This window comes from Halonatronomonas betaini (genome assembly GCF_015666175.1).
GTDB lineage: Bacteria > Bacillota > Halanaerobiia > Halanaerobiales > Halarsenatibacteraceae > Halonatronomonas > Halonatronomonas betaini.
The window spans coordinates 268,124-294,095 of the sequence record NZ_JADPIE010000004.1 but is presented as its reverse complement, the minus strand read 5'-3'; the positions used below and the strand labels follow the sequence as shown (position 1 = coordinate 294,095).

The window sequence follows — 25,972 nt, the reverse complement described above, 5'->3', positions numbered from 1 at the left end:
ATCAAAGCTATTAAAAAATCTTTGCCTCATACTCACCAAATTCTTCTCTTAAAACACCACAGATCTCTCCAATACTAACATAATCTCTCACAGCATCTAAAATTGGATACATCAAATTTTTATCATTAATTGCTGCATTCCTGATATCCTCTAAATGCTTTTCAGTTATATCAGAATCCCTGTCAGCCCTGATTTCACTTAACTGCTGACATTGATCTTTTTCAAGATTTGGATCAACTTTTAAGATATCGCCAATCTCTTCAGAATCCTCTTTATGCTTATTGACACCTATCACAGCTTTTTCGCCACTTTCAACGGCTTTCTGTTCCTGATAGGCAGATTCCTGAATCTCTCGCTGGACATAGCCTGCCTTAATAGCTTCAGCCATTCCACCAAGTTCTTCAATCTCATCTAAATATTCTCTGGCTTCCTCGACCAATTTATCAGTCATACTTTCAATATAATAGGAACCAGCCAAAGGATCAATAGTATCTGCAACACCGCTCTCTTCAGCAATTATCTGCTGTGTTCTTAAAGCTATTTTAGCTGCCTCTTCAGTCGGTAAACCTAAAGCTTCATCAAATGAATTAGTATGGAGAGATTGAGTTCCACCTAATACAGCCGCCAGAGCCTGAATAGCCACCCTGACAATATTATTCTGTGGCTGCTGAGCAGTTAAAGCTGCACCGGCAGTCTGAGTATGGAACCGGAGCATACAGGATTTAGCCTTTTCAGCTCCAAACCTATCCTTCATTATCTCTGCCCATAACCTTCTGGCTGCCCTAAATTTAGCAACCTCTTCTAAAAAGTCCATCTGGCCATTAAAGAAGAAGGATAACCTCGGGGCAAAGCTATCAACATCCATGCCAATACTTAATGCAGATTCTACATATTCAATACCATCCGCAATAGTAAATGCCAGCTCCTGAACAGCATCAGAACCGGCTTCACGAATATGATAGCCACTGATACTAATTGTATTCCAGCTTGGAAGTTCTTTAGAACAGTAATCAAAGATATCTGTTATCAATCTTAATGAAGGCTCAGGAGGAAAAATATATGTTCCTCTAGCAATATATTCTTTTAAAATATCATTCTGAATAGTACCAGATAGTTTCTCCTTTTCAACCCCCTGTTTTTCAGCAACTGCAATATACATGGCCAGAAGTACTGAAGCCGGGGCATTAATAGTCATTGAGGTACTGACTTTATCAAGGGGAATTTGATCAAAGAGAGTTTCCATATCAGCTAAAGTATCAATGGCAACCCCAACTCTACCAACCTCTCCCTTTGACATTTCATGATCAGAATCATAACCGATCTGAGTCGGCAGATCAAAGGCAACACTTAATCCAGTCTGGCCATGATCTAATAAATATCTAAACCTCTCATTTGTTTCTTTAGCTGTACCAAAACCAGCATACTGACGCATAGTCCAGAGCCGACTCCGATACATAGTAGGATAAACCCCCCTGGTATAAGGAAACTGACCAGGAAAATTTATCTCTTCAAGGTAATCTATATCTTCTACATCTAAAGGCGAATACAATGCCTTCACAGGCCTATTTGAGCCTGTTGAAAACTGATCCTTTCTTTCTCCATAATTATTTACAGTCTTATCTAATTTATTTTCTTTCCATTCTTGATATCCTTTTTCTAAATCAGCCATTTTTCTACCTCCTCGTAATCAACAAACCATCAATTTTAAGATTTCATCTCTGAGACAAGTTTCTTGCCTGCCTTAAATGCTTCTTTATTTTTCTCCTCAGTCCCGGCAGGAACCCTGGAAGCTATCGTCTTTAAGATCTCCTCTTCTGAAAGGTCAGGAATAAAATGACTTGCTGCTCCTAGAGCAACCATATTAGCTGTCAATTTTAATCCTATTTCCTCAATAGCAGTATTAATAATTGGAATTGAGTAATATTCAACACCATCACCAGGATTATAATCTAAATCTATATAATCAGAATCAGCAATTACAACTGCAGTTTTCTTAATATCATCCCCATATTTATCTAAAGCTTCAGTTGTTAATGCTACCAGCAAATCAGCCTGAATAACTTTAGGATAATCGATTGCCTCTTTGCTAAAGACAACTTCCGCTCGACTGGCACCTCCCCGGGATTCAGGTCCATAGGATTGGGTCTGGACAACATTTAATTCATCATTATCCAGAGTCGACTCGGCAAGAATTATCCCAGCCAGGATCATACCCTGGCCACCGGCACCACTTAATCTAACCTCATATCTACTCATTAGATTCACCTGCCATTACTGTATTAATAACATTTTTATATTTATCTGTATATTCCTCTTTAACAACCTGATGAAGAATTCCAGTAGATATTAAACCTTCTCTCTCTGCTGGATCCATCTTTTCATACTTCTTTGCAGGTACAAGATTTTCATCCTGCCATTTCAACATATCTCTGGCCCCGCCAATCTTATTTCTCTTACCATAATTAACAGGACACTGGGTCAGGGTTTCAACAAAGGCAAAGCCTTTATGCAATAAACCCTCTTTCATCAATTTGATCATCTTTCTTGGCTGATAGGATGCTCCTCTACCGACAAAGGTTGCTCCTGAACTCTTTGCCAGCTCGCAAAGGTCAAAGTTCTGATCTATATTTCCATATGGCGAAGTGGTAGCTGTATCGCCAGTCGGTGTCATTGGAGAAAACTGTCCTCCAGTCATTCCATAAATATTATTATTAAAGAGAACCACTGTAATATCAATGTTTCTCCTTGAACTATGAATTAAATGATTACCACCAATAGCAGCCCCATCGCCATCACCGGTCATAACAATAACATTTAGCTCTGGATTGGCCATTTTAACACCAGTAGCAAAGGTTAAAGCCCGGCCATGGGTAACATGTAGAGTATCAAAATTCAAATATCCGGAAGCTCTACCAGAACAGCCAATACCTGAAATAACAACAGTCTTATCCTGGTCCAGACCTGACTGGTCAAAAGCCCTGACAAAACTACCTAAAACTGTGCCATGCCCGCAACCTGGACACCAGATATGGGGCAACTTATCCTGTCTTAAATATTTATCTATATTTACATCCATTTAGAGAGCCCCCTTTATTTCAGCAACTACATCGGCCGGTGTAATCAGTGTACCGTCATAGCGGTTAATACCGGTAACCTCAGCTTTGCCAGCTGCCACTCTTTTAACTTCTCCAATCAATTGTCCCATATTTAATTCAGGCACAATAATTCTATCCACCTTTTCTGCCAGTTCTCGAACATAATCATCAGCAAATGGCCAGATAGTCTTCAATTTAACCCAGCCTGCTTTTACTCCATCCTCTCTAACCTGGTTAACTGCACTGATTGCCGAACGGACAGTTGAACCATAGGCTAGAACAACAACATCTTCATCGCCATTTAAATCCTCTTCAAGATGAATAATATCATCTAAATTATTATTGATTTTACCCATCAATCTATCCATCAATTTCCTGGCATCTTCAGTCTTACCCCTTGGAAATCCTGTTTTATCATGAAAAAGACCGGTTGAATGATACTTAAAACCTGTCCCATAATCAGGCATCGGAGGTATTAAATCCTCAGTTTCTTCATAGGGATAAAAATTATCATTATCCTCTGGCTTAGGCTTCTTTCTATTGACAATCTCAAGTTCATCAGCAGGAGGAATAGTAATCTTTTCCCGCATATGGCCAACTATCTCATCTAAAAGCAAAATAACAGGTATTCTATATTTTTCAGCTAAATTAAAAGCGGTCACAGTCAGATCAAAGGTCTCCGAAACCGAAGATGGCGATAATGCAATAATCGGATGGTCTCCATGGGTTCCCCATTTAGCCTGCATAATATCACCCTGTGAAGGCGAGGTCGGCAGACCGGTTGAGGGACCAACCCTCTGAACATTAACAACAACACAGGGAGCTTCAACCATAATCGCAAATCCTAGATTCTCCTGTTTCAACGAAAATCCTGGTCCACTGGTCGCTGTTATTGCCTTGGCTCCAGCCAGTGAAGCCCCAACAATACAACCCATTCCAGCTATCTCATCTTCCATTTGAATAAACTTACCGCCTTTTTCAGGCAATTGCTCTGCAAAGCCCTCTGCAATTTCAGAGGCAGGAGTAATCGGATATCCGGCAAAAAAATCAGCACCTGCTGCCATTCCACCTTCAACAACAGCTTCATCTCCCTGGAGCAATAAAGTTATAGATTTACTCATTATCTTCCACCACCTTTAAGACAAAATCAGGACAACTTAATTCACAGTTTTCGCAACCTATACAGTTCTCTAAATGAGCTATCTGAATTCTAGTATTCCCTAATTCCAAAACCTCCACTGGACAGACTTCAATACAGATTCCACAGGTTTTGCACCAATCTGGCCTGGCAATTTTAACCTTTCCCTTTCGGGCCACCGAAATCAGCTCCTTTTTTAAGCTTATGTTATAATTAGTAACCAAAAAATCTCTATTTTATTATTAGACTATTTCCACAATTATTACAAATAACCTTCAGGACTATCTTGTTATTAACTTAATTATGTTGTGATTGGCAGTATTTAATTGCTACTTCTATATTTTGATGGAGAAATATTAAACCTTTCTTTAAATGCCCTGGCAAAATAATTCGGGTCATTAAACCCGACCTGATAGGCAATCTCAGATATATTTTCCCTTCTGTTTTCCAGTAATAACTGACTTGCCCTATTTAGTCTGTATTGACTTAAGTAAGTTGAAAAATTTTCTCCAATCTCATTGCTAAATAAGTGGCTAAAATAATATTTAGATAACCCTACCTGCCTGGCAATCTCCTCAAGACTTATCTCCCTGTGATAGTTCTTTCTAATATAATCAAGGGCTGATTGAATCTCTTCCCTGAGGGATGGATATGCCAGCTGCTCCTTAAAAGTCTGGAAGATCCAGTGCCAGAATTCATCAATAATTTCGTCAACTTCCTTCCCATTTAAAACCCTCAAGAGTGAACTTAACTCAATTGGCTCTTCTTTATCCCTTTCTTCCAGATTAATCCCTTTTAAAATCTCCAATTTAATCCTGCTCATTAAATTATAAATTCTGAGCTTTATCTCTGCCGGCCAGCATTCCTGGTATAAATTATCCTTTAAGGCAAAAAACTCATTTTTGGCCTGCTGATAATTATCTGATCTAATTAAAGACAAAATCAGTCTCTCATTCTCATTATTATATAAAGACCTGGCAATCTTTTCAGTTATTATCGAGCGATAACTGACCACCTTAAATGCAAAGAACCTGGCATAATCTATAGCCTGAACAGCCTCCTGATATGAGATTGAAAGCCCCTCAACAGACTTATAATTCTGGCCAAGTCCAGCTATAAGATCTATCTCACTAAAATTATCAGCTACATCAATTGCCTCTATCCCTTTAATTAAATCACTTTCAGTTACAGCTCTATGGTCAAAAAATATCGCCAGCTTAAAAATATCAACTGCAATCATGATATAATTTGGGATTAATTGATTTAATTTTTTCTTCAGCTCACTCTGCCAGCGCCGCAAATATTCCTCCCGGCCAATTGCAGATAAAGAATCAAGTGAACCTGGGTCCCTTAGTTCAATAACAAGTGCCTGACTCTCATCAAGTTTTAAATCTTTAATATAGGCAGGATCATCAAAATTAAAAGACGAGAGCCTCTGGTTTTCAGAAAAGATAATCTCCTCAATAATATTTAACTCTCTACCTTCAAAATTATTAACCATTATCCTGACTCTCCCCCCTTACGTATAAATCTGGCCGGCCACACCGGCCGGCCAGTCAATTATTCCTATTTATCTTCCATAAATGGATAGCTATAATCCTTTGGTGGCACTAAATTCTCTTTAATCGTCCTTGGAGAAATCCAGCGATATAAGTTCAATTTACTTCCAGCTTTATCATTGGTACCAGAAGCCCTGGCTCCGCCAAATGGCTGCCTGCCAACAACTGCACCAGTCGGCTTATCATTGATATAGAAATTACCGGCAGCCTGAACCAGAGTCTCTCTGGCCTTAACAGTAGCCTCTCTATCTTTACTGAAGATAGCCCCAGTCAGGCCATATGGAGAGGTATTATCACATAATTTTAAAGTCTCTTCATATTCTTCAGAATCATAAAGATAAATTGTTAAAACAGGACCAAATATCTCTTCTACCATCGTCTTATAATCAGGCTCTTCAGCCAGGACAATCGTCGGATCAATATAAAACCCATTAGAATCATCATACTCGCCACCGGCCAGAATCTTGGCATCAGCCGATTCCCTGGCATGATCGATATATTCAGTAATATCTTTAAAGGCTTTATGATCAATCACTGCATTAATAAAGTTAGTGAAATCTTCCACCGGTCCAACTTTTAAATCTTCAACCTGCTGAATCAAGTCTTCAGAGATCTCATCCCAGAGTTCATGAGGAATATAAGCCCTTGAAGCTGCAGAACATTTCTGGCCCTGATACTCAAAGGCACCTCTAACTAAAGCTGTGATTAAGGCTTCAGGATCAGCAGATTTATGGGCAAAGACAAAGTCCTTGCCTCCAGTCTCGCCAACAATTCTTGGATAGCTATCATAATTCTTAATATTTCTGCCAACCTCTTCCCACATATACTGGAAAGTAGCTGTAGAGCCAGTAAAGTGAATGCCTGCCAGGCGGGAATCAGCAATAACTTCTGGCCCGATCTCTCTACCTGAACCAGGAATAAAGTTAATAACACCAGCTGGCAGCCCTGCCTCTTCTAAAAGCTTGAAAATCAGGTAATTAGAATAAACCGCAGTAGACGCCGGCTTCCAGAGAACAGTATTCCCACAGACTGCAGGTGCCGACGGAAGATTGCCGCCGATCGATGTAAAGTTAAATGGAGGAACAGCAAAGACAAAGCCCTCTAGAGGCCTGTATTCCATCTTGTTAATCTCAGTCTCAGATGAAGCTGGCTGGTCCTGATAGATCTGGCTTAAGTAATAATTATTAAACCGGAAAAAGTCGATCAACTCACAGGCAGCATCAATCTCAGCCTGGAAAATATTCTTGCTCTGGGCTAACATAGTGGCTGCATTAATCTTTGCCCTCCAGGGTCCAGCCAGTAAAGCTGCCGCCCGATCAAAGATAGCAACTCTATCCTCCCAGTCCATACTGGCCCATTCAGCCTTAGCTTCCATGGAATTTTCAATCGCCTGCTGAACAAGCTCCTCATCTGCTTTATGATACTGCCCTAAAACAGTGCTATGATCATGGGGACATTTAATCTCAGCTGTATTATCAGTCTTTATCTCTTTCCCGCCAATTACAACAGGGATCTCTAAAAACTCTTCCTTCATCTTCTTTAGCTGCCGCTTAACCTCTTTTCTCCTCTTGCTACCTGGTTCATAATTATATATCGGCTCATTATCTGGCCTCTCTAAACCAAGAATTCTATTGCTCATAATTTCCACCCCTTTTAAAAAATAATAAATAAACTAACTCCTTAAAACTAAATAAATCAGCAATTAAACTACAGACGGTTCTAAGATTAAATCACCTTTCTCAAACCTTTCAAGATCTAAATTAATATCCAGACTCAAATCTTCACCGAGGATCATCTCAGCCATTAAGATCCCTGTCATTGGAGCTATCATAAAACCATGGCCAGAAAATCCAATCGCCATATAGAAACCTGGAACCTCCTTAGACTCAGTTATTATTGGCTGTCTGTCAGGGGTAATATTATATAAACCTGCCCACTGCCTGACAACCCTCAGCTCACCTAATGGTGGCAGAAGCTTATATGTCTTTCTAGCCATCTCCTCTAAAAAATGCCAGCTGCTTTTACGATTAAAACTGGCCGGCTCATCAGGGTCGCCAAAGCCCATTAAAAATGGTCCTCCAGGTGTCTGCTGACAGTAAATATTATAAGAGAAAGACATCACCATCGGCCCCTGAAAGGGCTCAACCCTCTCAGTAACAAGGATCTCATGGCGTTCAGGCTTCACAGGCAGATCAAGACCCACCATCTCACCTATCTGACAGGAATACCCGCCGGCAGCATTAACAACCTTATCTGTGGCAATAAAGCCCTTGTCTGTCTGGACCCCTGTAATTCTGCCAGCCTCTTTAGTAATATCTATCGCTTCAGTAAAAGTATTTATCTCAACTCCCAGCCTCCTGGCCGCATCTTCATAGGCCTTCACAACTAAAAAGGGATTGGCATGGCCATCAGTCGGACAGAAAGTACCGCCAGCAACATCATCAATATTTAAATGAGGAACAATCTCCTTAGCCTCTTCAGGTGTAACCTCCCTGGAAGGAATATTCTCCCTTGCCTGCAATTCCAGGTTCTTTCTAAACTGTTCCATCTCCTTATCAGAAAAAGCCAGCAGCAGATAACCCTGCTGTTTTAGCTCAATATCCATCTTGGTCTCTAAAAGTTCATTCATATTCTCAAAAATATCCATACTCTTTCTGGCCAGCCGGCAGTTCATCTCTGTTCCCCATTGCTGGCGAATCCCGGCACCACAACGGCCGGTGGCTCCACTGCCTAAATATTCCCGTTCTAAAACAACAATATCGTCCATGCCCTTTTTTGCAAGATTATAAGCTATTGCTAGCCCAATCACTCCACCACCGATTATAACAGCATCAGCTTTAGATTTCATCAAGACCACCTGCAATCTCCTTAAGCTTCATACCCTCAACAGGAGGCCTGTTAGTCGGCTGCTGGATTGCATCTCTACCAGTCCCCTGATATTCAGCCAGAACCCGATCAATCAGCTGAAGACAGGTTCCTCCCCGGCAGGGCCCCATGCCAAGTCTAATAACCCGCTTGATCTCATCAATTGTCTCATAGCCATCCTCAATTACATCCCTGAGTTCAGCCAGGGAAAGATCTTCACAACGGCAGATAATAATATTATTCTCATCCATCAGCAGACTCCTCCATCCTCTTAAAATGCCTGACAGTTAAGAGTTTATCCTTATCAACTGCCAGCCAGACAATAGCTGTCTTATCCTGATTCTCATTATTCACAACCCTGACAATCCTGCCAGTTCCAACCTCTTCTCCAGAATGATCCAGAGCAATCACCTGCTCATCAACAGCTGGTAGCGGCGAGAACTCATAGGGCAGCCTGATAACACCCTCATCTTCACTATAGGTATAATCAATAACAAAGATAGCCAGGCCAGGGCAGTTAGCCACGCACTGGGCACAGCCAGTACATTTATCTGAATCAAGCTCTGGCAGATTATTAATATCTTCAAACTCTTTAATCGCCCCTAACGGGCAGCTATAATAACAGGGATCACAGGGAATCTCCTGATAGCATTCAAAGATAGCCACCGGCCCCTCTTTTAAGCGTTCCTCGTCAGGCAGATTATTTTGAATATCTTCTCTGTCGGGAATACCTGTCTCTTCCAGCATTTTCATCACCTCTTGCTTTCTTTAAGCCAGACCTGATCTCTTCTCCAACCGGTCCTCTCCGCAAATCAGCCAGCTTTTCGCTAACATCTGCATAGGCAGCATCTAATTTAGAGCTCTTGCCAGCAATTGCCTTAACAGCATTAACAGCAGCCAGCTCGCCCTCTAAAATAGCAGCAGTCGCCTCTTCAATTCCTCCGGCATCACCGGCAATATAAATATTCCTCTCGGTTAGCTCCAGGTCTTCATCTCTGACAGGAACATCACCGCCTAATTCAGGCACATAGGCCATCTGACAGCCAGCCTGCAGGGCCAGATCAACCTTTGGCGTAAGTCCCACAGCCAGGCAGATAGTATCAACTTCTAAAATCTCCTCTGTTCCGTCTATTATGTTCCAGTTTTCATCAAGCTGGCAGATAACAGCCTCCTCAACCTTTGAATCTCCTCTGGCCTCTTTAATCGTATGTTTTGTCAAAATAGGAATCCCTGCCCGCCTGATCTTAGTAGCATGGACAGCATAGCCACCAATCCTATCTGTAGCCTCAACAACAGCCTTAACCTTAACACCGGCCTGCAATAACTGATAGGTAACAATCAGGCCAATATTTCCTGCCCCGATCATTAAAATCTCCTGGCCAGGCAAGATTCCATACTGATTCATCAGAGTCTGAACTGCCCCTGCCCCATAAATACCAGGCAGATCATTATTAGGAAATGAAAGCATCTTCTCAGCAGCTCCAGTCGCAATTATCGTCTTTTCAGGCTTTACCTTCTGGAACCTCTCATTTTCTAAATAGCCAATAACACCATCTTCATAATAAGCCTGAACAACAGCTCCAGTCTTAACCTCAATTCCAGCCTCACTGTGAACCTTTTCTGTCAGTTCATCTGCAATATCTACTCCTCTGGTACCTGCATATTGGTCCTTTGAACCAAAAAATTGATGGGTCTGTTTAACTAATTGACCCCCTAAAAAATTATCTCTCTCAAATAAAACTATTTTCTCTAAACCTAATTCTGCTGCTTTATTAGCAGCTGCCAGACCAGCGGGACCTCCTCCAACAACAGCCAGTTCAATCCTATCCACTGAGTTCCCCCTTTCCCTGCTGGGTATTAACTTCCATACCCTCTTCAACCTCAGTTACACAGGTCTTAACATTAGCCCTGCCATCAACCTCCATAAAGCAGGAAGAACAATTACCGATGGCACAGAATAAACCTCTCGGTCGATCATGGCGGAGACTTTTAGATAACTCCTTAACCCCTGCAGCATGAAGAGCTGCAGCAATCGTCTCACCTTCATACGCCCTAATTTCTTCTCCATTAAAAGTAAACTTAATCTCTTGACCCCGGTCAAACTCCAGGACAGGATGATCTTTTATTCTCATAAACTACCTCCTCAGCAACTAATTGAAAATAATATGCCCTGATAATACTATTCTAGTTTTTTACTCTATCTCCTCCAAAAATGCTTTGAATATTTATACCTCTCCCCTTTTTTTTAGATAAAATCAACTATTTACCCTAAACCTGGCCTGAACCTGGTATATTAGAACTATAAATCAGTTAGCAGAATTACTATCTGCAGAATAAAAAAATCCTGACTGGCATTTTAATACCAATCAGGACCATAAATTCTATTAAATTAATCCAGATCTCATATAACTTAAATTCGGTCTAAATACGCTCGTTCTTCGGTCTGGCTTCGGTTTAGATTCGGTTTAGATTCGGTATAGATTCGATATAGATTCGGTTCATTTACGGTATAGATACGGTATAGAACTTCTCAGCTTTTTCATAGAAGTATTCCAGTTATTCTCCAGGAGTGCTCCAGGTCTGCTCCGGGACTCCTCCGGGATTGCTCCGGGAATCCTCCGGAATTGCTCCGGCTCAGACCCATCCCGGCACCATATTCTATCCAAAACCTTCACCAGATTAACAAAAATATTCTATCCCCATAAATTCTAATTCAAAGCTGAATTTAATATTCAAACTTTAATAGTATCATAAGCAGTTATAAATGTCTATAACCGCCTGGTGCATTGAAGAAAATAAATTTATTTTTTCTCAGGAATCGATTCAAGTACATGCTCAAGCCCCTGACTGAAAAGGGCCAGCACATGCTCATCAGCCAGGGAATAAATAGCCTGGCGACCTTCCTTCCTGTATTTAACCAGATCAAGGTTCCGCAAAATTCTGAGCTGATGGGATACTGCCGAGGTGCTAAGACCAACAGCCTCCTGAATATCACATACACAGAGCTCCTTAACCCTTAAGGCATTAATTATTTTTAGCCTGGTCGGGTCAGAAAGGGCCTTAAAAATATCTGAAAGCCGCTGGTAGACATCCTCATCCAGCTCCTTTTTCTTTAACAGCTCAATAATCATCTCATGGGGATTAAAAACCTCACATGTCAGACAACTCTCTGATTTTTCCTTTAAATCTGAAGCCATAATTAATATCCTCCAATCATTATAATAAGGCCAATTACTCAGCCAGGCGATAATCCCATAAAATCCTCAATGAATTAAAAACTGCCAGCAGTGCCACACCAACATCTGCAAAGACTGCCGCCCAGAGACCGGCCAGTCCCAGCGAGCCCAGCACCATAAATACGACCTTAACCCCTAGAGCCATAATAATATTCTGCCAGACAAGCCGCCTGGTTCTATCTGCAATATCGATAGCAGAAAGCAACTTACTTAAGCTATCGTCCATAATCACAACATCTGCTGAATCAATAGCAACATCAGTTCCTAAAGCACCCATGGCAATTCCTATATCAGATCTGGCCAGGGCAGGGGCATCATTAATCCCATCTCCAAGATAGGCCAGCTTCTCCTTTTTAGACTGGCCGGATTTAATATCCTCTAAAATCGATAACTTATCCTCTGGTAATAATTCAGAATAATAGGATATCCCTAGCTGCCCGGCAACTTCAGCAACCTCCTGCTGTCTATCACCACTTAAAATAGCCTGTTCAAGACCTTTAGCCTTTAAATTTCTAACAATTTCTTTAATACCAGGCTTTAGCCGATCCTTAAAATTAAATAAAGCCGCCGGTTTTTCATCAATAGCCAGTAAAACCTCGGCACCACCATTATCATTCTCTGAAAAACTCAAACCTTTCTCCTCTTCAAGCCAGCCTCTACTGCCAATCCAGATAAGTTGATCATCGATTACAGCCTCAAGCCCCTTGCCAGGAAATTCAGTAGTCTCCTGGACATCATAAAGCCTATCCAAGCGCTCCTTCTCATTCTGGAGGGCTTCAGCCAGGGCATGATTGGAATACTGTTCAGCTGAAATTGCAGCCCTTAAAACCTCTTTCTCCGAAAAATCATTATATAATTCAACATTAGCAAGCTTAAATTTTCCCTCAGTCAGAGTACCTGTCTTATCATAAATCACAGATTTAATATCTGCCAGAGCCTCAAGGAAATTACTGCCCTGAACTAAAATTCCCTGACGGGCAGAAACACCTATTCCGGCAAAGAAGCTCAATGGAATTGAAATAACCAGCGCACAGGGACATGAAATCACAAGGAAGATCAAAGCCCTGTAAACCCAGGTGCTAAAGGTTCCAACCCCTAAAAGCGGAGGCACAATGGCAACCAGCAAGGCCAGCAGAACAACAACAGGTGTATAATACCTGGCAAATTTAGTGATAAACTTTTCAGTCTTCGACTTCCTGCCAGTGGCCTCTTCAACCAGCTTGATAATCCTGGCCACTGCCGAATCCTTATATAATTTCTCAGCCTCGACAATTAAAGAACCACTGCTATTAACCATCCCGGATTGCACAGCATCACCAGGACCAACATTTCTCAGCTCAGACTCCCCGGTTAAAGCCGATGTATTTAAAGCTGACTGGCCTTCAATTATCCTGCCATCTACAGGAATCTTATCGCCAGCTCCGATCACCAGTCGATCGCCAGGCTCTATCTCCTCTGCAGATTTTTTAATGATCTCTCCATTATCAGTTTTAACCTTGACAGCATCAGTCTTTAACTCCAGTAATTCTCTAATAGAGCTTTTAGATGACGAGACTGCTCTATTTTGAAGATAAGCCCCAACCTTATAAAAAGCCATAACTGCAATAGCCTCAGGCCATTCTCCAATCAACATCGCCCCGATAGTAGCAATCGACATTAAGAAGTTCTCATCAAAAACCTTGCCAGAAACCAGATTCCTGGCAGCCTGCTTAACGACAGAGCCACCTGCCAGCCAGTAACCGATCAAATAAAAACCAATATTAATATTATAAATATCTATATTATTCCTGGTAGCAAGAAATCCAAAAAGGCCAAAAGTTACACCGAGCAATAATCGATGGATCTTTTTATCCCTGTACCATTTTTCATTTTCGTTAAACTTATTCAGATTTTTAGAACTCTTACTATCATCGACCTTCTCAACAGTAGCAGAGGGTTCATATCTATCAACTAAATCCTTAACCTGGTTATCAAAGGATTCAACATTATCGATTTTATCATTTTTTAATTCTATCTTAATTCTATCCAGACTAAAATTAAGCTCAGCTTGAATAACCCCTGGAAGACTATTGATAGAATCAATAACCTTATCCATACAGCTTGAACAATAATATCCATTTATCCTGTAATTTAATATCATAAATATTCCCCCGGCAATATACTTGTTATAATACTTGAGCAACTGTTCAAGTTTAGTATATACTCCAGGAGAATTATTGTCAAGCCCTATCAGAACAAAACTATCAGGACTTACCGTCAACCAGCGGCACAAACCTTACCGGCTCTAACTTTTCCCTATCAAATTTATCATCTGCTTTTTTATGATATAAAACCAGCTGCTGTGAAAAACTATTTCCTAGAGGCAAAATCATCCTGCCATCTAGCCTTAATTGATCCAGCAACTTTTCTGGAACATCACTGGTAGCTGCACTAACAATAATAGCATCAAAAGGACTCTTTTCAGCCCAGCCTAATTTACCATCTCCATATTTAATCTCAACATTATCATAACCCAATTGATTTACTCTCCTCTGGCTTCTCTCAACTAAAGCAGACTGTCGCTCAATCCCATAGACCTGAGCAACAATCTGGCTTAAAATAGCCAGCACATAGCCACAGCCACTCCCAACTTCAAGGACCTTAGCATCATCATCTAAGTCTAGTCTAACTAACATAGCAGCTATAATATATGGTTGACTGATAGTTTGATTATTACCAATCGGTAATGGTCTATCTGCATAGGCCAGATTCTGATATTCTTCAGGTACAAACTCATGCCGGGGTACCGCTTTAAAAGCTTCTAAAATCTCACTATCATCAATTTTTCTATTCTTAATCTGCCTATCTATCATATTAATTCTAGCTTCATAAAAATCATCAGTCATAGGAATCCCCCTCATTTAGCCTTTTATACATAATAGAGGCTTTAACTGGGCAACTGGATAGGCCAGGTCACTAATCTGTAAAGAACTAATCACTTCTGTGATATCTTTATAGGCAAGAGGTGATTCATCAAGAATATTCTTGCCAGCAGATACAACCTCAACATCTCCTAAACTCCGCATATGATCCTGTCTACTGATAGATTTCTTAGCCTGGGTTCTGCTCATCTTCCGACCAGCGCCATGGGCTGTTGAATTCAAAGAAAGCCTGGTGTTTTCAGAATCAGCTGATTTTACAACATAACTGCCAGTACCCATTGAGCCTGGTATTAATGCCTTGCCACCTGAAGCAAGCCTGGTTGCTCCCTTTCTATGGACTAATAGATCCATCTCCTTACCATTAACAACATGCTTTTCTTCCCTGGCAATATTATGGGTATGATCATAAAAAAGTTCGATATAACTATCAGGATAAAGCTCAGTAAATACCCTTTTAATACTCTCTGTCAAAAAGGTTCTGTTGGCATAGGCAAAATTAGCTGCAGCACCCATAGCTCCCAAATAATTTCTTCCTTCTTTACTATCCCAGGGAAAAAAGGCTAAATTATTGGTTGGAAAACTCAAACCATACTTATCCCTAGTCTTTTTAGCCAGATCTATATAATCTGTAGCCACCTGATGGCCAAAGCCTCTGGAACCTGTATGGACCATCACCATTAAATCTCCCTCTTCTAATTCATCACTATCTGAAACACTGGCAACCTCCTGCAGTTCAACAAAGTGATTGCCAGAACCCAGGGTATTTAACTGCTCAATTCCCCGGCTGATAGCCTGACTGGAAACAGTATCAGGATCAGCCTCTTTAAAATTCCCATTATCTTCGCAATTTGCAGCTGCTTTTCTGGATACATAACCTGCTTCTATTAATTTGCTGACTCCATTAGCCAGAATCTCTTTAAATTCTCGCTCACTAAAATTTAGATTAGAACCCTCACCAACTCCTGCCGGTATCGCCTGCTGTAATCTTCTCAAAATTATATTTTTATCCTTGAGATCAGAGGCCTTTAAACCAGTCTTTAATAATCTGACCCCGCAGTTTATATCAAATCCAACAGCTCCAGGAGAAATAGGTCCATTCCTGGCTGCAGCCATTACACCACCGATCGGAAGTCCATAACCCTGATGCAAGTCTGGCATACCAACAACAACTTCAACTCCTGGCAATGTTGAAGCATTTAATAGCTGATTTAAGGCTGTCTTCTCTATCTCAGCATAAATTTCCTTTGAGGCAAATAAATAGACCGGACAATTCATATTTTCTTCAACTGGAAACTTATAAAAAGTCATTAATATTCACCTCCATTGATGTCTCTTTACTTCATTATATCATTAATATAATAAATGTCTAATTGGAGAAATAGCTTGAAATATCAAGCTCCTTGAGCTTACAACGATTATTGTCAGAAAATAAAAATGAATCTTTAAAGTCTTGCTATTACAACTTTTGTATTAGCTGTTGACACTAATTTTAACCATGTTATACTTGTCCTAGAAAACAAGAAAAGGAGGGGTAATTATGAAACTTACAGGTCTCCAGGAATTCCTAAGAATAGAAGATAGAAATGTCAAGAAATATATCAAAGAAGAAAGAGATGCAGAGATTCGTCGAGAAAGTCAGACAATTTTCGGCCTCTAAATATGAGGAGGGTAAAAAATGATCAAAGAAACAATCGATAATATGGCCTCAATGAGTGATGCAGCTCTAACAAGGAGTGGAGTAAACCGATTTGACGAGTATGACTCCAGATTAAAGGAAAATCAATACTCAGTTGAAGGCTTCTATAATTAGAATAATAAGAAAAAATAATAAATACAGGAGGAATCAGAAGTGCGAGTAGCTGAGCAGAGTAATTCTGATAATTAAGCCCCTTTACCGGCCTAAAAACCGTTAAAGGGGTTTCTTGTTGTTTAAAAGTTATTAAATAAGTTTGTTATCAAAATATAACCATGATATAATTATCTGACAGTATTAGGGGGGAGATAAATGTCAAATAAAGATGATAAAGAAAGAGAATATAGTTACACCTACAGTCAATTACTAAAAAAGTTTTATGCCCATTATTTATCTCGTTATAAGAAGGAGTTTTTTGGAGTTCAGTTCCTCCATATAGTTGGTGCTGTCCTCGTTTTAATACCCCCTCTTATTATGAGAGAAATAATTGATGATGCAATCCCGGCAGGCAATGTCAATAGAATCTTTGGCCTGGTCGGTATAGCCCTGGCAGTCTTTTTAGTTGATGCCATTGTCAAAAATATTACTATTTTTCATGGCCATCGCATCGCCCAGGAGATAGTCCGGGATATGCGAGACGACCTCTATCAGCAGTATCAACGATTATCAATGAAATTCCATGATAATAAAAAAACCGGGGAATTGATGTCAAGAATCGTAGATGACTTAAATAAACTCCAGGAATTTATCCACCATGGCCCTGAAGCCATGATTGGCTCAGTCGTACTCCTTGGTGGTACAGTTATTATTATGCTGACCCTGGATGTAAGATTAACCCTTGTAACCTTAACCTTTGTACCTTTTCTATTTATATTTGCCAAAAAATTAATCGATAAGATGCATAAGGCCTTCAGAAAGACCAGAGAGGCCAAGGCAGATCTAAATGATCGTCTGGAAGATAACCTGGCAGGCATTAAAGTTATAAAAGCCTTTGCCAGCGAAGATAGTGAGCTTGAAAGGTTCAGAATGAAGACCCAGCAACATACAGATTATAGATTAACAGCTATCCGTTATATCAGCATTTTATTCCCGGGCTCAAGACTATTTAATGCCATGGGAGTCCTGGCAGTCTTAAGTTACGGTGGTTATCTATCAGCAACTGGAGCCATGACAGTCGGTACAATTGTTGCCTTTTATGGTTATCTCCAGCAGTTTAGAGAGCCATTGTTAAGACTTGTTACAATGTCAGAGGGTTTAAGTGACTTTTTTGCCAATACAGAAAGATATTTCGACCACAGCGATCTTTCGCCTGATATCACCAAAACCATCGGCGGCAAACCAGGTAAAGAACCAATTAAAGGTCGTGTTGAATTTAAAGACGTCCACTTTTCATATAATGATGATGAGGTTGTTTTAAATAATATCAGCCTAAAATCCGAGCCAAAGGAGACTATTGCTCTTGTCGGTCCCAGTGGTGCAGGCAAGACCAGCATAGTCCGCTTAATTCCAAGGCTCTATGAAGTAGAAGATGGCGGGGTCTTAATCGATGGCAAAGATGTCAAAGATTATTCTGTCAGAGAACTGAGAAACTCAATCGCAATGGTCATGCAGGATGATTATCTCTTCTCTGATTCTGTCAGACAGAATATTTCATATGGTAAGCCCGGGGCATCTGAAGAAGAAATAATTGAAGCTGCTAAAGCAGCCAATGCCCATGAGTTCATAACTGAGTTCAAACATGGCTATGACCAGCAGGTTGGCCAGCGTGGTTTAATGCTTTCCGGTGGACAGCGCCAGCGGGTAGCTCTGGCCAGGGCATTCTTAAAAGATCCAGGTATCTTAATTTTAGATGAAGCCACATCAGCTGTCGACCTGGAGACAGAAAAACTGATCCAGGATGCCGTTGAACGCCTGACATCAAGCAGAACAACATTTGTAATAGCCCACAGGCTATCAACTATTGTCAATGCCGATAAGATCATCTTTATCGAAGATGGCCAGGTTAAAGAACAGGGCAACCATAACGAACTAATGGATCTTGACGGCGAATATGCCCGTTTCTATAAGATGCAATTCGATAGCCCGGCTGCAAGCTAAATTAAAACATGCAAAACCATTAATTCTAAAATTATTACTCAATAGCAAAATCCCAGGCAGAATTGCCTGGGATTTTGTATATATTATTTAATTAATGTCTTATTCAAAGGTAATAGCTGCTTCAGGCCCATTAACTCTAAAGGTAAATGTTTCAAAGAGAAATAGGTCCAGTGAATCAGCATCATAATTTTTAAAGCCTAAAGAGACATCCTGGCCAACAAATAGTTCAAAATCATCGCCAGCTGCCAGCATTACACTATTATCCTCTAATTCAGGAACATAAATAATCTCTGAACCGACTAGATCCTCTATCTTCTTAAAGAGTGGATAACAGGCTGATTCTAATTTATTCATTAAATTATAATGTTTGGTACCCATTAGAATATTATAAGGGCCTTCAATTCCCTCTTCTAATAGTTTTTCTCTGGCAGTAAAGATTGCCGAGAAGAAAGATGAGCGATCCTCTTCAATCTTAATCGGATCATGTTCCTCTTTTGATAGAGGAATAATTCCTTCAATTCCTGCCTCAGGCATACCAAAGAAGATAGCCTTATTTTCAATCTCAGCTAATTTCTTAGCAGCATCTCTAACAGGATCTGAATCAGCATCTTCTGCTCCCCTGGCAAATGCATCTATCTCTGCTCTATCAATCTTAACAGGCAGTTCAACTTCCACTAAATTCAAAGCTTCTCTGCTCCTGAATTCAGCACCATCACCAGAAATTTTCTTCATCCGTCCAGTATTAATTGATGAGACATCAAGACCTAAAGGCCCTTCAAATTCAACAACTTTCCTGGCTGTCAGTCTTAACTCTAATACTTCTTTAGCCTCTTCATCAAGAAATTCCCAGGCTTCTACTGGAATCGGAGCAAGTGAACGATTTAGAATATCAACCATTTATTTTCCCTCCTTTAAACTGCCAATACCTAGTGAGCCATCTGAACCTGAATCATGATCATCATGATCATCGTGATCATCTTCCTCATCATGCTCATGGCCATGCTCGGTTATATCTCCATCTCTAAATAGAAATTCCCGTAAGTATTCATCCCAGGTCTCACTATTTCTCCGTAACCATTCTAAACCCATACAGGCATGTTCAATCTCCTCATCCCTATTATGAGAAACAATCTTCCGAACATCTTCATCTTTAGTCACTGCTGCTCTCTGATTATACCAGTCAACAGCCTCCATTTCTTCAATCACACTCTTAATAATCCGATGATATTCAATTGCTTCCTGTGGCAAATCTTCATATCTCTCATGGTACTCTCCGCTCATGAATTTCCCTCCTTATATTTGTGTAATTTTTCTTTACACTACTAACTAATATTTTATTGCTTTAATAGAAATATGTCAAGTGATTACTTAACTATTACCAGCATCAGTCTCTGATTTTTCAACTAAAATAACCGGTATTTCAGCCATACTTCCAACCAACCTGGCTACACCGCCAACAACATTATCAACCCCAGCAACTTTATGCCTCTCGCCGGTGTCACCATATTTGCCTAAATAAATATAATCAATATTATACTTTTCTGCTATATCGATAATTGTCCTGGCCGGGTCAGCGGATACTTTAAAGATAATTTCATGCTCGATATCCTTTGCCGCCTGTAACTCTTCTTCTAGTTCCTTTTGAGAAATATTCGGTTTATCAGGCTGCTCAATATTTAATATTATTAATTCACCATCTACCTGTCGGGCCAGCCTTGCCGCCTCCTTTAATGCCTCCCTGGCTAGCCTGGTCTGATCAATTGCAACTAAAAAACGGTAATCCTCATGGACACTGATTTTGGTCGGGTCTATCTCACCTTTTTTAAGTAATCTGGGAGCAAAAAAGTCAATCCCGAATGCCCCTAAAGGTGCAGTCACAAGTATTGCCAGAACAGAGATAGCCAGAATATACTCTCCCTCTGGCAGCCCGGCAGCTAAAGGGATCCCACCAATTGCAGCCTGAACAGTCGCCTTGGCCATCTGGCCAACCATCATAAAGTTTCTCTCCTTAAAATTCAATCTGGAACCCCAGGCAGACAGATAAATACCAGCTGTTCTTCCAACTATTAATCCCAGGAATATAATAGCCAGACCAACTAAGCCTGATTCAAACATGATTTCTAAATTAACTGCTGAACCAATTAAAACAAATAAGAAGATCTCACCGGCATTCCAGAGCTTATCAACCTCAGATCTTATTCTTCTGGCCAGAACTGTATCAATTTCTAATAATATAAAGCCATAGGTCATAATTGCCAGAAATTCTGAATAGGGGAGGAAATCTTCACCGATCAATAATAATAAGGCAACTGCCAGGGAAATAATAATCTCCCCCATATCTGTACTGGCCAGTTCTGTCCTATCAAATAAAGCCTTAACCAGCCGGCCAGCAAGATAACCGATCAACAGTCCTAAAATGATCTGAATCGGAATCTGACTTAACTCCATCAAGAGGCCATTGGCCAGTCCTCCTTCCACTGAAATCGTCAGAAAAATCCCAAACATTGTCACAGCAATAACATCACTTAAAGTTCCTCCAGCCAGAACCAGATCAGGAATTCCCTTTTCTGCTCCAAAACCCTTTGCCTTAAGCTTTAACATCATCGGCACAATAACTGCCGGAGATGCTGCACAGATTATCCAGCCTAAAAGACCTGCCGTAATCCAGTCCCAGCCTAAGAAATACCTGGCAGCAACTGCAACAACAATAGTCTCTAAAGTTGCAGGCAAAAACCCGAGTCTTAAAGCCACAGAGCCTTCCTGCTCCAGCTTTCTCCGGTCAAGTCCTAAACCAGCTTTAAATAGAATTATTAATAATACCAGTAATCTTATCTCATCTGATATATTTAAGATTACTTCTGGCAATATATCCAGACCAAATGGACCGATTAAGATTCCCGCAAATAACATACCAATCAGAGGCGGTAGCTTTAATTTAGCAGCCAGCCTCCCTGCCAGATAGCCTGTTATCAATATCATAAATATCCCTAAAATCATAAACATTCCCCTTTCTTAATTTACATTATTATTTCAAAATCAAGCTATAAATATAAATCTCCATTTATGTTAACACTATATAAATAAAAATAGCCCCTGACAGGGATATCCTATTAAAAATAAAATATCCTGCCAGGAGCCATCAGCTAAAAGACCTTAGCGGTTAATGGTGAGCTCCATCACCTATATAATTATATATCTTTTTAAATTACTTACTGTAATGAATCGCGCCACCTTCAGTATCTAAAGCAGCCTCATGAATAACTTCAGCAGTTGTTGGATGGGCATGGATCGTCTCTGCTATCTCATGGGCAGTCAGATTCCTGTTAACAGCCAGAGTTAAAGATGCAATCAGGTCGGTGGCATGTAACCCAATAATACCTGCTCCAATCACCTGACCGGTCTCCTCTTCTTTAATGATCTTAACAAAACCACGGCGTTCTCCCATAGCCATAACCTTGCCGTTGGCGCTGAATGGAAAGCGGCCAACAACATAATTAATCCCGGCTTCTTTAGCATCCTTTTCACTCATACCAACTGTAGCTACTTCAGGATCTGTAAAGATTGCACTTGGAACAGCTTTATAATCCATTTTATGCTCAGTTCCTGTAATATTATCAGCAGCCACAATCCCCTGATGGGAGGCAACATGGGCCAGCATCACCTTATCAGTAACATCGCCGATAGCATAAATTCCATCAACAGATGTTCTCATATGATCATCAACCTTGATGCCACCTCTTCTCTCATTTAATTCCAGTCCTAAAGATTCTGTATCAATTCCTGGTAGATTTGGCAGACGTCCAACAGCAACCAGGACCTTATCTGTAATTATATATTTCTCTTCTCCCTCTTTTTCAAAAGCAACCAGCATATTATTATTCCGGCCCTCTGTCTCTGCAATCTTTTTGGCCTGACTTGAAGTATGTATATTAATTTTCTTATTTCTGGCCAGTTTAGTCAATTCATCAGTGATATCATTATCAGCATCTGGTACTATTGAATCCTCAAATTCAATTACTGTGACTTCAACACCCATATTGGCATAGAGAAAGGCAAATTCCATACCAATAACTCCGCCTCCAATCACAACCAGCTTATCTGGCATTTCTTCTAGATCAAGGGCATCTCGACTTGTAATAACACCTGGAAGATCCATACCTGGAATAGGCAGGTCGGCAGTCTTTGAGCCTGTTGCAATAATAATATTCTCAGCATTTAAGATCTGTTCTTTACCATCATCTAATTCTACCTGAACCTGGTCTGGCTTACTTAATAAACCGATACCATTATATGTATCAACATCTTCATTTTTCAAAAGAACTTCAATCCCTTTAACCAGCCGTCTAACAATTCTATCTTTCCTCTTTATCACTGAAGGCAGATCAATTGTAGCCTCTCCCTCTATATTAATCCCAAATTTGCGGGCATCCTGCACTTCATGATAAATCTCAGCTGAACGGATCATCGCTTTAGTTGGAATACAACCCCAGTTTAAGCAGACACCACCAATAGATTCCTTCTCAACCAGTGCCACTCTGGCTCCCTGTCTGGATGCTCTAATAGCTGCCACATATCCACCAGGGCCTCCTCCAATTACAACAAGATCATAATTTAAATTATTATCTTTCTTACTCATCTAATCTCCTCCTGAATAATAAAATGATAGATAAAATAAATCAAAAGCCCGGTTAGCCCGGGCTAAAATTTAATTGCTTCGGCGATATTTTAATACACCTTTGCCTACAAGACTGACTAATACAGCTGCCAGCACAACTTCTGGCAATCCATGTAACCAGGCAGCTCCAATAGCTGCAGATAATGGTAAAAAATCACGGATCACGGCCAGTCCTAAAACAAATATTGTATTTACCAGAGTTCCAACAATACCGGCTGTTATTAATGCCAGACTTTCATTTCTCTTTACCAGAGACCTGTAAGCAAAATAAGCAAAAATACCAATAAAGATCCTTGGAACTATAGCTATTAAAGGATCAGTAAACATCGGCGCACCTGGCTGTAAAAAACTAAAAATACCAAATATTAAACCAATCAGCGCACCAACTACCGGTCCTTCCAGAACAGCCCCTAGAATTGCCGGTATATGCATGATTGTTGCATTACCTGCCGGGGTCGGTACTGGAATAAAACCAAGCCGAGTAACTCCTAAGACAATCGAAATTGCTCCTAACATTCCTGCTACCACTATTTCCTTTGTTGATAATTGCAATTCATTTCCTCCTATCATCCCGGTCCATTTCTGGATCCAGGTGATTTAATTTTTTTGCATATATATTATATAATATATTTCAAGCTCAGACAAGGCTTAAATTACTGGCTCCTTCATTCTGGCAGGCCTTGCCTGCTGCTTTTATAGCTTTTCCCAATAAATTTTTCATATTTTTATCCCTGCTATTCCTATAATAATCAGATAGTAGCTTACCAATAAAAATATCTCCAGCTCCTAGATCATCATAGATTTCATCTCTATTCTTAGTTGAAATTTCATCCATCTCAAGATTAGAGTTAAAAAATTTGACTCCCTCTTCTCCATTTAATAAAATCAATCCTTCTGCTGGTAAAAAAACCAATTTACTAATCCACTGATGCTCCCTGGCAAGCCCCCCGGAGATAAAAAACCAGTCAGTTTCAGGCATTAATTCAACTATATCATCTGTCCCAAAGATAAAAGAGGCATCAAATGAAAAGCTTTTTGAATTGGCTTTTAAATATTTTATTTCCTTCAACCCCAGGCTATATGGAGTTGCATGAACTAAATCATACTTTCCTATATTAATACCTGTTAAATAATCTAAAGGAATCCCCTGGTCAACTCCTTTATCTATACTAATTAACTCAGTCCCAGAGTCTTTCCTCCTCCAGTTAGCCCTGGCCGTTTTACCTGATAATTTCATTATTTTATCCAGATTAATACCTTTAGCCCTTAATTTAGTATATAATTGCTCACCTGCAAAATCATCGCCAATTATTCCGATGAGATCCACATCTGATTTCAGGCTATTTCTCTTAAAGGCTAGAGCAACATTGGCAGCACTGCCACCTATATAACTATTTCTACTGTCAGGATAATGGTCAATGACAATATCGCCTATAACAAGCACCTTAATTTTTCTCATCTTCTTTCTTCTATAAATTCACTGATATATTTTACTGTCTGATTAATCTGCTCTTCTGTAGTTATCATGGCCTCACCATCACCATCCTGTTCACCATAATCAGCAAATCCTGAATGATTTGCACCTATTATTTCAGTAAAAATAGCTGAATCTGGCAATATATTTCTTCTCTCCTGTAATAACTCAAGATCAACTATTTCGTCTTTATCTCCATATATAGATAATACATCAATATCATGATCCCCAAGGGAATCAGAGCTGGCCGGGTATGCAGACAATAAAATCAAGCCATTTACCCAGTCTGGTTCTTCTCTACTTATAAATCTTGAAGCCATTGCTCCTCCTAATGAATGGCCGATTAGATACCAGCTATTTTGCTCTGGAATTAATTCTCTAGCTCCATCAGCTCTTCTCCAGCCTAAAATAGCTAGTTCTAAAGGCATATTAACTATTATTGTCGAGTAACCATCCTCTGCAAACTTATAAGCCAGACGACTATAGGCTTTATGCTCTACCTGAGCACCTGGATATAAAATCAATCCAGGTTTATTATCAGTAAAATCTTCTGGTTCAAATAACAAATAATTGCCTTCTTCTATAATATTCACAGACTCGGTACTCTCTAAGAAATCTAAAGCAATATCTTCAGCATTATAACTCTGAAGTGCCCAGCTTAAAACAGCACCTCCGATCACCAGTAAAAAAATCAGAAGAGGAATAATAATTATAGGCCTGAATATTTTTTTGATTATACTTTTTACTTTCATTTAATCTTTATCTTCTTCCGAATCTGCTTTTTCTTCAGTATCATTTATATCCCCTATATCCTCTTCATCTTCTTCCATTACAGACTCATCTTCAGAGACAAATTCAGGAATATCTATTCCCAATACATTAATATTTACAGCTTTAACATCTACCCCAGTCATTTTTTCCAGTGATTTTTTAACATTTCTCTGAACCTCTTCTGTCACCTTGGGAATATTAACTTCAAATTCTACAATTAAGTTTAATTCAACAATAACACCTTCATCTGTTTCTTCTAATTTTACGCCTTTGGACAGGTTTTTTCTTCCTAGCATTTCAGCAATTCCACGAACTAAGCCGCCACTCATTGCTGCAACACCATCAACCTCGGTGGCTGCAATCCCGGCAACAATACCTAAAACCTCACTGGCTATATTCATACCGCCTAGTTCTGACTTATTGGTTTCTACCATTATTAAATCTCCTC

General features: G+C 40.0%; 26 protein-coding genes and 1 riboswitch. Of the genes, 2 read left to right on the top strand and 24 right to left on the bottom strand.

Translation table 11 applies throughout. The annotated features are described in order from the left end of the window. Window positions 1-10: 10 nt before the first annotated feature. From I0Q91_RS08895 to I0Q91_RS08820, 16 genes are all read right to left on the bottom strand, one after another. Window positions 11-1,669: an acyl-CoA mutase large subunit family protein gene (locus I0Q91_RS08895; RefSeq protein WP_270454141.1), complete on the bottom strand. Its 1,659-nt coding sequence runs from the start codon at window positions 1,667-1,669 to the stop codon at window positions 11-13. A 35-nt stretch (window positions 1,670-1,704) separates the two neighbouring features. Then, the gene (locus tag I0Q91_RS08890; protein WP_270454139.1) at window positions 1,705-2,256 is read right to left on the bottom strand and encodes a 2-oxoacid:acceptor oxidoreductase family protein; all 552 of its coding nucleotides are present in this window, start codon (window positions 2,254-2,256) and stop codon (window positions 1,705-1,707) included. Continuing rightward, window positions 2,249-3,076: a 2-oxoacid:ferredoxin oxidoreductase subunit beta gene (locus I0Q91_RS08885; RefSeq protein WP_270454138.1), complete on the bottom strand. Its 828-nt coding sequence runs from the start codon at window positions 3,074-3,076 to the stop codon at window positions 2,249-2,251. The genes I0Q91_RS08890 and I0Q91_RS08885 overlap by 8 nt, the downstream gene beginning before the upstream one ends. Then, window positions 3,077-4,216, bottom strand: coding sequence for a 2-oxoacid:acceptor oxidoreductase subunit alpha (locus tag I0Q91_RS08880; RefSeq protein ID WP_270454137.1), 1,140 nt, complete (start codon window positions 4,214-4,216; stop codon window positions 3,077-3,079). Further along, window positions 4,209-4,412 (bottom strand): 4Fe-4S dicluster domain-containing protein, encoded by a 204-nt coding sequence (locus tag I0Q91_RS08875; RefSeq protein WP_270454136.1) that lies wholly within the window; start codon window positions 4,410-4,412, stop codon window positions 4,209-4,211. Before I0Q91_RS08875 ends, I0Q91_RS08880 begins: the two co-directional genes overlap by 8 nt. A gap of 143 nt (window positions 4,413-4,555) precedes the next feature. After that, on the bottom strand, window positions 4,556-5,734 hold the full coding sequence (locus I0Q91_RS08870) for a helix-turn-helix domain-containing protein (RefSeq protein ID WP_270454135.1): 1,179 nt from the start codon (window positions 5,732-5,734) through the stop codon (window positions 4,556-4,558). Between the two features lie 65 nt (window positions 5,735-5,799). After that, the gene (pruA, locus tag I0Q91_RS08865; protein ID WP_270454134.1) at window positions 5,800-7,431 is read right to left on the bottom strand and encodes an L-glutamate gamma-semialdehyde dehydrogenase; all 1,632 of its coding nucleotides are present in this window, start codon (window positions 7,429-7,431) and stop codon (window positions 5,800-5,802) included. Window positions 7,432-7,494: 63 nt separating this feature from the next. After that, on the bottom strand, window positions 7,495-8,640 hold the full coding sequence (locus I0Q91_RS08860; protein ID WP_270454133.1) for an NAD(P)/FAD-dependent oxidoreductase: 1,146 nt from the start codon (window positions 8,638-8,640) through the stop codon (window positions 7,495-7,497). After that, on the bottom strand, window positions 8,630-8,908 hold the full coding sequence (locus I0Q91_RS08855; RefSeq protein WP_270454132.1) for a (2Fe-2S)-binding protein: 279 nt from the start codon (window positions 8,906-8,908) through the stop codon (window positions 8,630-8,632). The genes I0Q91_RS08860 and I0Q91_RS08855 overlap by 11 nt, the downstream gene beginning before the upstream one ends. Beyond that, window positions 8,901-9,404, bottom strand: a complete 504-nt coding sequence (locus I0Q91_RS08850) for a 4Fe-4S dicluster domain-containing protein (RefSeq protein WP_270454131.1) — start codon at window positions 9,402-9,404, stop codon at window positions 8,901-8,903. The genes I0Q91_RS08855 and I0Q91_RS08850 overlap by 8 nt, the downstream gene beginning before the upstream one ends. After that, complete coding sequence (locus I0Q91_RS08845) at window positions 9,358-10,488, bottom strand: FAD-dependent oxidoreductase (RefSeq protein WP_270454130.1); 1,131 nt, start codon at window positions 10,486-10,488, stop codon at window positions 9,358-9,360. Before I0Q91_RS08845 ends, I0Q91_RS08850 begins: the two co-directional genes overlap by 47 nt. Continuing rightward, a complete protein-coding gene (locus tag I0Q91_RS08840; protein ID WP_270454129.1) occupies window positions 10,481-10,789 on the bottom strand; it encodes a (2Fe-2S)-binding protein in 309 nt (102 codons plus the stop codon). The genes I0Q91_RS08845 and I0Q91_RS08840 overlap by 8 nt, the downstream gene beginning before the upstream one ends. Before the next feature lie 669 nt (window positions 10,790-11,458). Beyond that, a complete protein-coding gene (locus I0Q91_RS08835) occupies window positions 11,459-11,854 on the bottom strand; it encodes an ArsR/SmtB family transcription factor (RefSeq protein WP_270454128.1) in 396 nt (131 codons plus the stop codon). 34 nt (window positions 11,855-11,888) lie between these two features. After that, window positions 11,889-14,033 (bottom strand): heavy metal translocating P-type ATPase, encoded by a 2,145-nt coding sequence (locus I0Q91_RS08830; RefSeq protein ID WP_270454127.1) that lies wholly within the window; start codon window positions 14,031-14,033, stop codon window positions 11,889-11,891. A gap of 103 nt (window positions 14,034-14,136) precedes the next feature. Continuing rightward, window positions 14,137-14,778 carry a protein-L-isoaspartate(D-aspartate) O-methyltransferase gene (locus tag I0Q91_RS08825; RefSeq protein WP_270454126.1) on the bottom strand — a complete coding sequence of 214 codons (642 nt, stop codon included), beginning with the start codon at window positions 14,776-14,778 and terminating at the stop codon, window positions 14,137-14,139. A gap of 15 nt (window positions 14,779-14,793) precedes the next feature. Further along, the gene (locus tag I0Q91_RS08820; RefSeq protein ID WP_270454125.1) at window positions 14,794-16,122 is read right to left on the bottom strand and encodes an RtcB family protein; all 1,329 of its coding nucleotides are present in this window, start codon (window positions 16,120-16,122) and stop codon (window positions 14,794-14,796) included. A 367-nt stretch (window positions 16,123-16,489) separates the two neighbouring features. Here I0Q91_RS08820 and I0Q91_RS08815 point away from each other — a divergent pair, with 367 nt between their 5' ends. Together I0Q91_RS08815 and I0Q91_RS08810 are read left to right on the top strand one after the other, a co-directional pair. Beyond that, complete coding sequence (locus I0Q91_RS08815; protein ID WP_270454124.1) at window positions 16,490-16,624, top strand: hypothetical protein; 135 nt, start codon at window positions 16,490-16,492, stop codon at window positions 16,622-16,624. Window positions 16,625-16,819: 195 nt separating this feature from the next. Then, window positions 16,820-18,604 carry an ABC transporter ATP-binding protein gene (locus I0Q91_RS08810; RefSeq protein WP_270454123.1) on the top strand — a complete coding sequence of 595 codons (1,785 nt, stop codon included), beginning with the start codon at window positions 16,820-16,822 and terminating at the stop codon, window positions 18,602-18,604. Between the two features lie 99 nt (window positions 18,605-18,703). On the opposite strand, the gene I0Q91_RS08805 is transcribed toward I0Q91_RS08810, so the two are convergent. The 8 genes from I0Q91_RS08805 to I0Q91_RS08770 form a co-directional block, all read right to left on the bottom strand. Next, window positions 18,704-19,501 (bottom strand): family 1 encapsulin nanocompartment shell protein, encoded by a 798-nt coding sequence (locus I0Q91_RS08805; protein WP_270454122.1) that lies wholly within the window; start codon window positions 19,499-19,501, stop codon window positions 18,704-18,706. After that, the gene (locus I0Q91_RS08800) at window positions 19,502-19,885 is read right to left on the bottom strand and encodes an encapsulin-associated ferritin-like protein (protein ID WP_270454121.1); all 384 of its coding nucleotides are present in this window, start codon (window positions 19,883-19,885) and stop codon (window positions 19,502-19,504) included. An 87-nt stretch (window positions 19,886-19,972) separates the two neighbouring features. Next, a complete protein-coding gene (locus tag I0Q91_RS08795) occupies window positions 19,973-21,601 on the bottom strand; it encodes a cation:proton antiporter (protein ID WP_270454120.1) in 1,629 nt (542 codons plus the stop codon). Window positions 21,602-21,727: 126 nt separating this feature from the next. Further along, window positions 21,728-21,794: riboswitch (Fluoride riboswitch) on the bottom strand. A gap of 15 nt (window positions 21,795-21,809) precedes the next feature. Next, window positions 21,810-23,240, bottom strand: coding sequence for a dihydrolipoyl dehydrogenase (gene lpdA, locus I0Q91_RS08790; RefSeq protein WP_270454119.1), 1,431 nt, complete (start codon window positions 23,238-23,240; stop codon window positions 21,810-21,812). Between the two features lie 69 nt (window positions 23,241-23,309). Next, window positions 23,310-23,831: an ECF transporter S component gene (locus I0Q91_RS08785; RefSeq protein WP_270454118.1), complete on the bottom strand. Its 522-nt coding sequence runs from the start codon at window positions 23,829-23,831 to the stop codon at window positions 23,310-23,312. A gap of 85 nt (window positions 23,832-23,916) precedes the next feature. Further along, on the bottom strand, window positions 23,917-24,738 hold the full coding sequence (locus tag I0Q91_RS08780) for a PfkB family carbohydrate kinase (protein WP_270454117.1): 822 nt from the start codon (window positions 24,736-24,738) through the stop codon (window positions 23,917-23,919). Continuing rightward, window positions 24,735-25,505 carry an alpha/beta hydrolase gene (locus I0Q91_RS08775; RefSeq protein ID WP_270454115.1) on the bottom strand — a complete coding sequence of 257 codons (771 nt, stop codon included), beginning with the start codon at window positions 25,503-25,505 and terminating at the stop codon, window positions 24,735-24,737. Before I0Q91_RS08775 ends, I0Q91_RS08780 begins: the two co-directional genes overlap by 4 nt. Further along, the gene (locus I0Q91_RS08770; protein WP_270454114.1) at window positions 25,506-25,958 is read right to left on the bottom strand and encodes an Asp23/Gls24 family envelope stress response protein; all 453 of its coding nucleotides are present in this window, start codon (window positions 25,956-25,958) and stop codon (window positions 25,506-25,508) included. Window positions 25,959-25,972 lie beyond the last annotated feature (14 nt).

Bases quoted from the DNA above. Each gene is read 5' to 3' on its own strand.
- I0Q91_RS08895 (WP_270454141.1), bottom strand. From the start codon at position 1,669: ATGGCTGATTTAGAAAAAGGATATCAAGAATGGAAAGAAAATAAATTA.
- I0Q91_RS08890 (WP_270454139.1), bottom strand. From the start codon at position 2,256: ATGAGTAGATATGAGGTTAGATTAAGTGGTGCCGGTGGCCAGGGTATG.
- I0Q91_RS08885 (WP_270454138.1), bottom strand. From the start codon at position 3,076: ATGGATGTAAATATAGATAAATATTTAAGACAGGATAAGTTGCCCCAT.
- I0Q91_RS08880 (WP_270454137.1), bottom strand. From the start codon at position 4,216: ATGAGTAAATCTATAACTTTATTGCTCCAGGGAGATGAAGCTGTTGTT.
- I0Q91_RS08870 (WP_270454135.1), bottom strand. From the start codon at position 5,734: ATGGTTAATAATTTTGAAGGTAGAGAGTTAAATATTATTGAGGAGATT.
- pruA (WP_270454134.1), bottom strand. From the start codon at position 7,431: ATGAGCAATAGAATTCTTGGTTTAGAGAGGCCAGATAATGAGCCGATA.
- I0Q91_RS08860 (WP_270454133.1), bottom strand. From the start codon at position 8,640: ATGAAATCTAAAGCTGATGCTGTTATAATCGGTGGTGGAGTGATTGGG.
- I0Q91_RS08855 (WP_270454132.1), bottom strand. From the start codon at position 8,908: ATGGATGAGAATAATATTATTATCTGCCGTTGTGAAGATCTTTCCCTG.
- I0Q91_RS08850 (WP_270454131.1), bottom strand. From the start codon at position 9,404: ATGCTGGAAGAGACAGGTATTCCCGACAGAGAAGATATTCAAAATAAT.
- I0Q91_RS08840 (WP_270454129.1), bottom strand. From the start codon at position 10,789: ATGAGAATAAAAGATCATCCTGTCCTGGAGTTTGACCGGGGTCAAGAG.
- I0Q91_RS08835 (WP_270454128.1), bottom strand. From the start codon at position 11,854: ATGGCTTCAGATTTAAAGGAAAAATCAGAGAGTTGTCTGACATGTGAG.
- I0Q91_RS08830 (WP_270454127.1), bottom strand. From the start codon at position 14,033: ATGATATTAAATTACAGGATAAATGGATATTATTGTTCAAGCTGTATG.
- I0Q91_RS08825 (WP_270454126.1), bottom strand. From the start codon at position 14,778: ATGACTGATGATTTTTATGAAGCTAGAATTAATATGATAGATAGGCAG.
- I0Q91_RS08820 (WP_270454125.1), bottom strand. From the start codon at position 16,122: ATGACTTTTTATAAGTTTCCAGTTGAAGAAAATATGAATTGTCCGGTC.
- I0Q91_RS08815 (WP_270454124.1), top strand. From the start codon at position 16,490: ATGATCAAAGAAACAATCGATAATATGGCCTCAATGAGTGATGCAGCT.
- I0Q91_RS08810 (WP_270454123.1), top strand. From the start codon at position 16,820: ATGTCAAATAAAGATGATAAAGAAAGAGAATATAGTTACACCTACAGT.
- I0Q91_RS08805 (WP_270454122.1), bottom strand. From the start codon at position 19,501: ATGGTTGATATTCTAAATCGTTCACTTGCTCCGATTCCAGTAGAAGCC.
- I0Q91_RS08800 (WP_270454121.1), bottom strand. From the start codon at position 19,885: ATGAGCGGAGAGTACCATGAGAGATATGAAGATTTGCCACAGGAAGCA.
- I0Q91_RS08795 (WP_270454120.1), bottom strand. From the start codon at position 21,601: ATGATTTTAGGGATATTTATGATATTGATAACAGGCTATCTGGCAGGG.
- lpdA (WP_270454119.1), bottom strand. From the start codon at position 23,240: ATGAGTAAGAAAGATAATAATTTAAATTATGATCTTGTTGTAATTGGA.
- I0Q91_RS08780 (WP_270454117.1), bottom strand. From the start codon at position 24,738: ATGAGAAAAATTAAGGTGCTTGTTATAGGCGATATTGTCATTGACCAT.
- I0Q91_RS08775 (WP_270454115.1), bottom strand. From the start codon at position 25,505: ATGAAAGTAAAAAGTATAATCAAAAAAATATTCAGGCCTATAATTATT.
- I0Q91_RS08770 (WP_270454114.1), bottom strand. From the start codon at position 25,958: ATGGTAGAAACCAATAAGTCAGAACTAGGCGGTATGAATATAGCCAGT.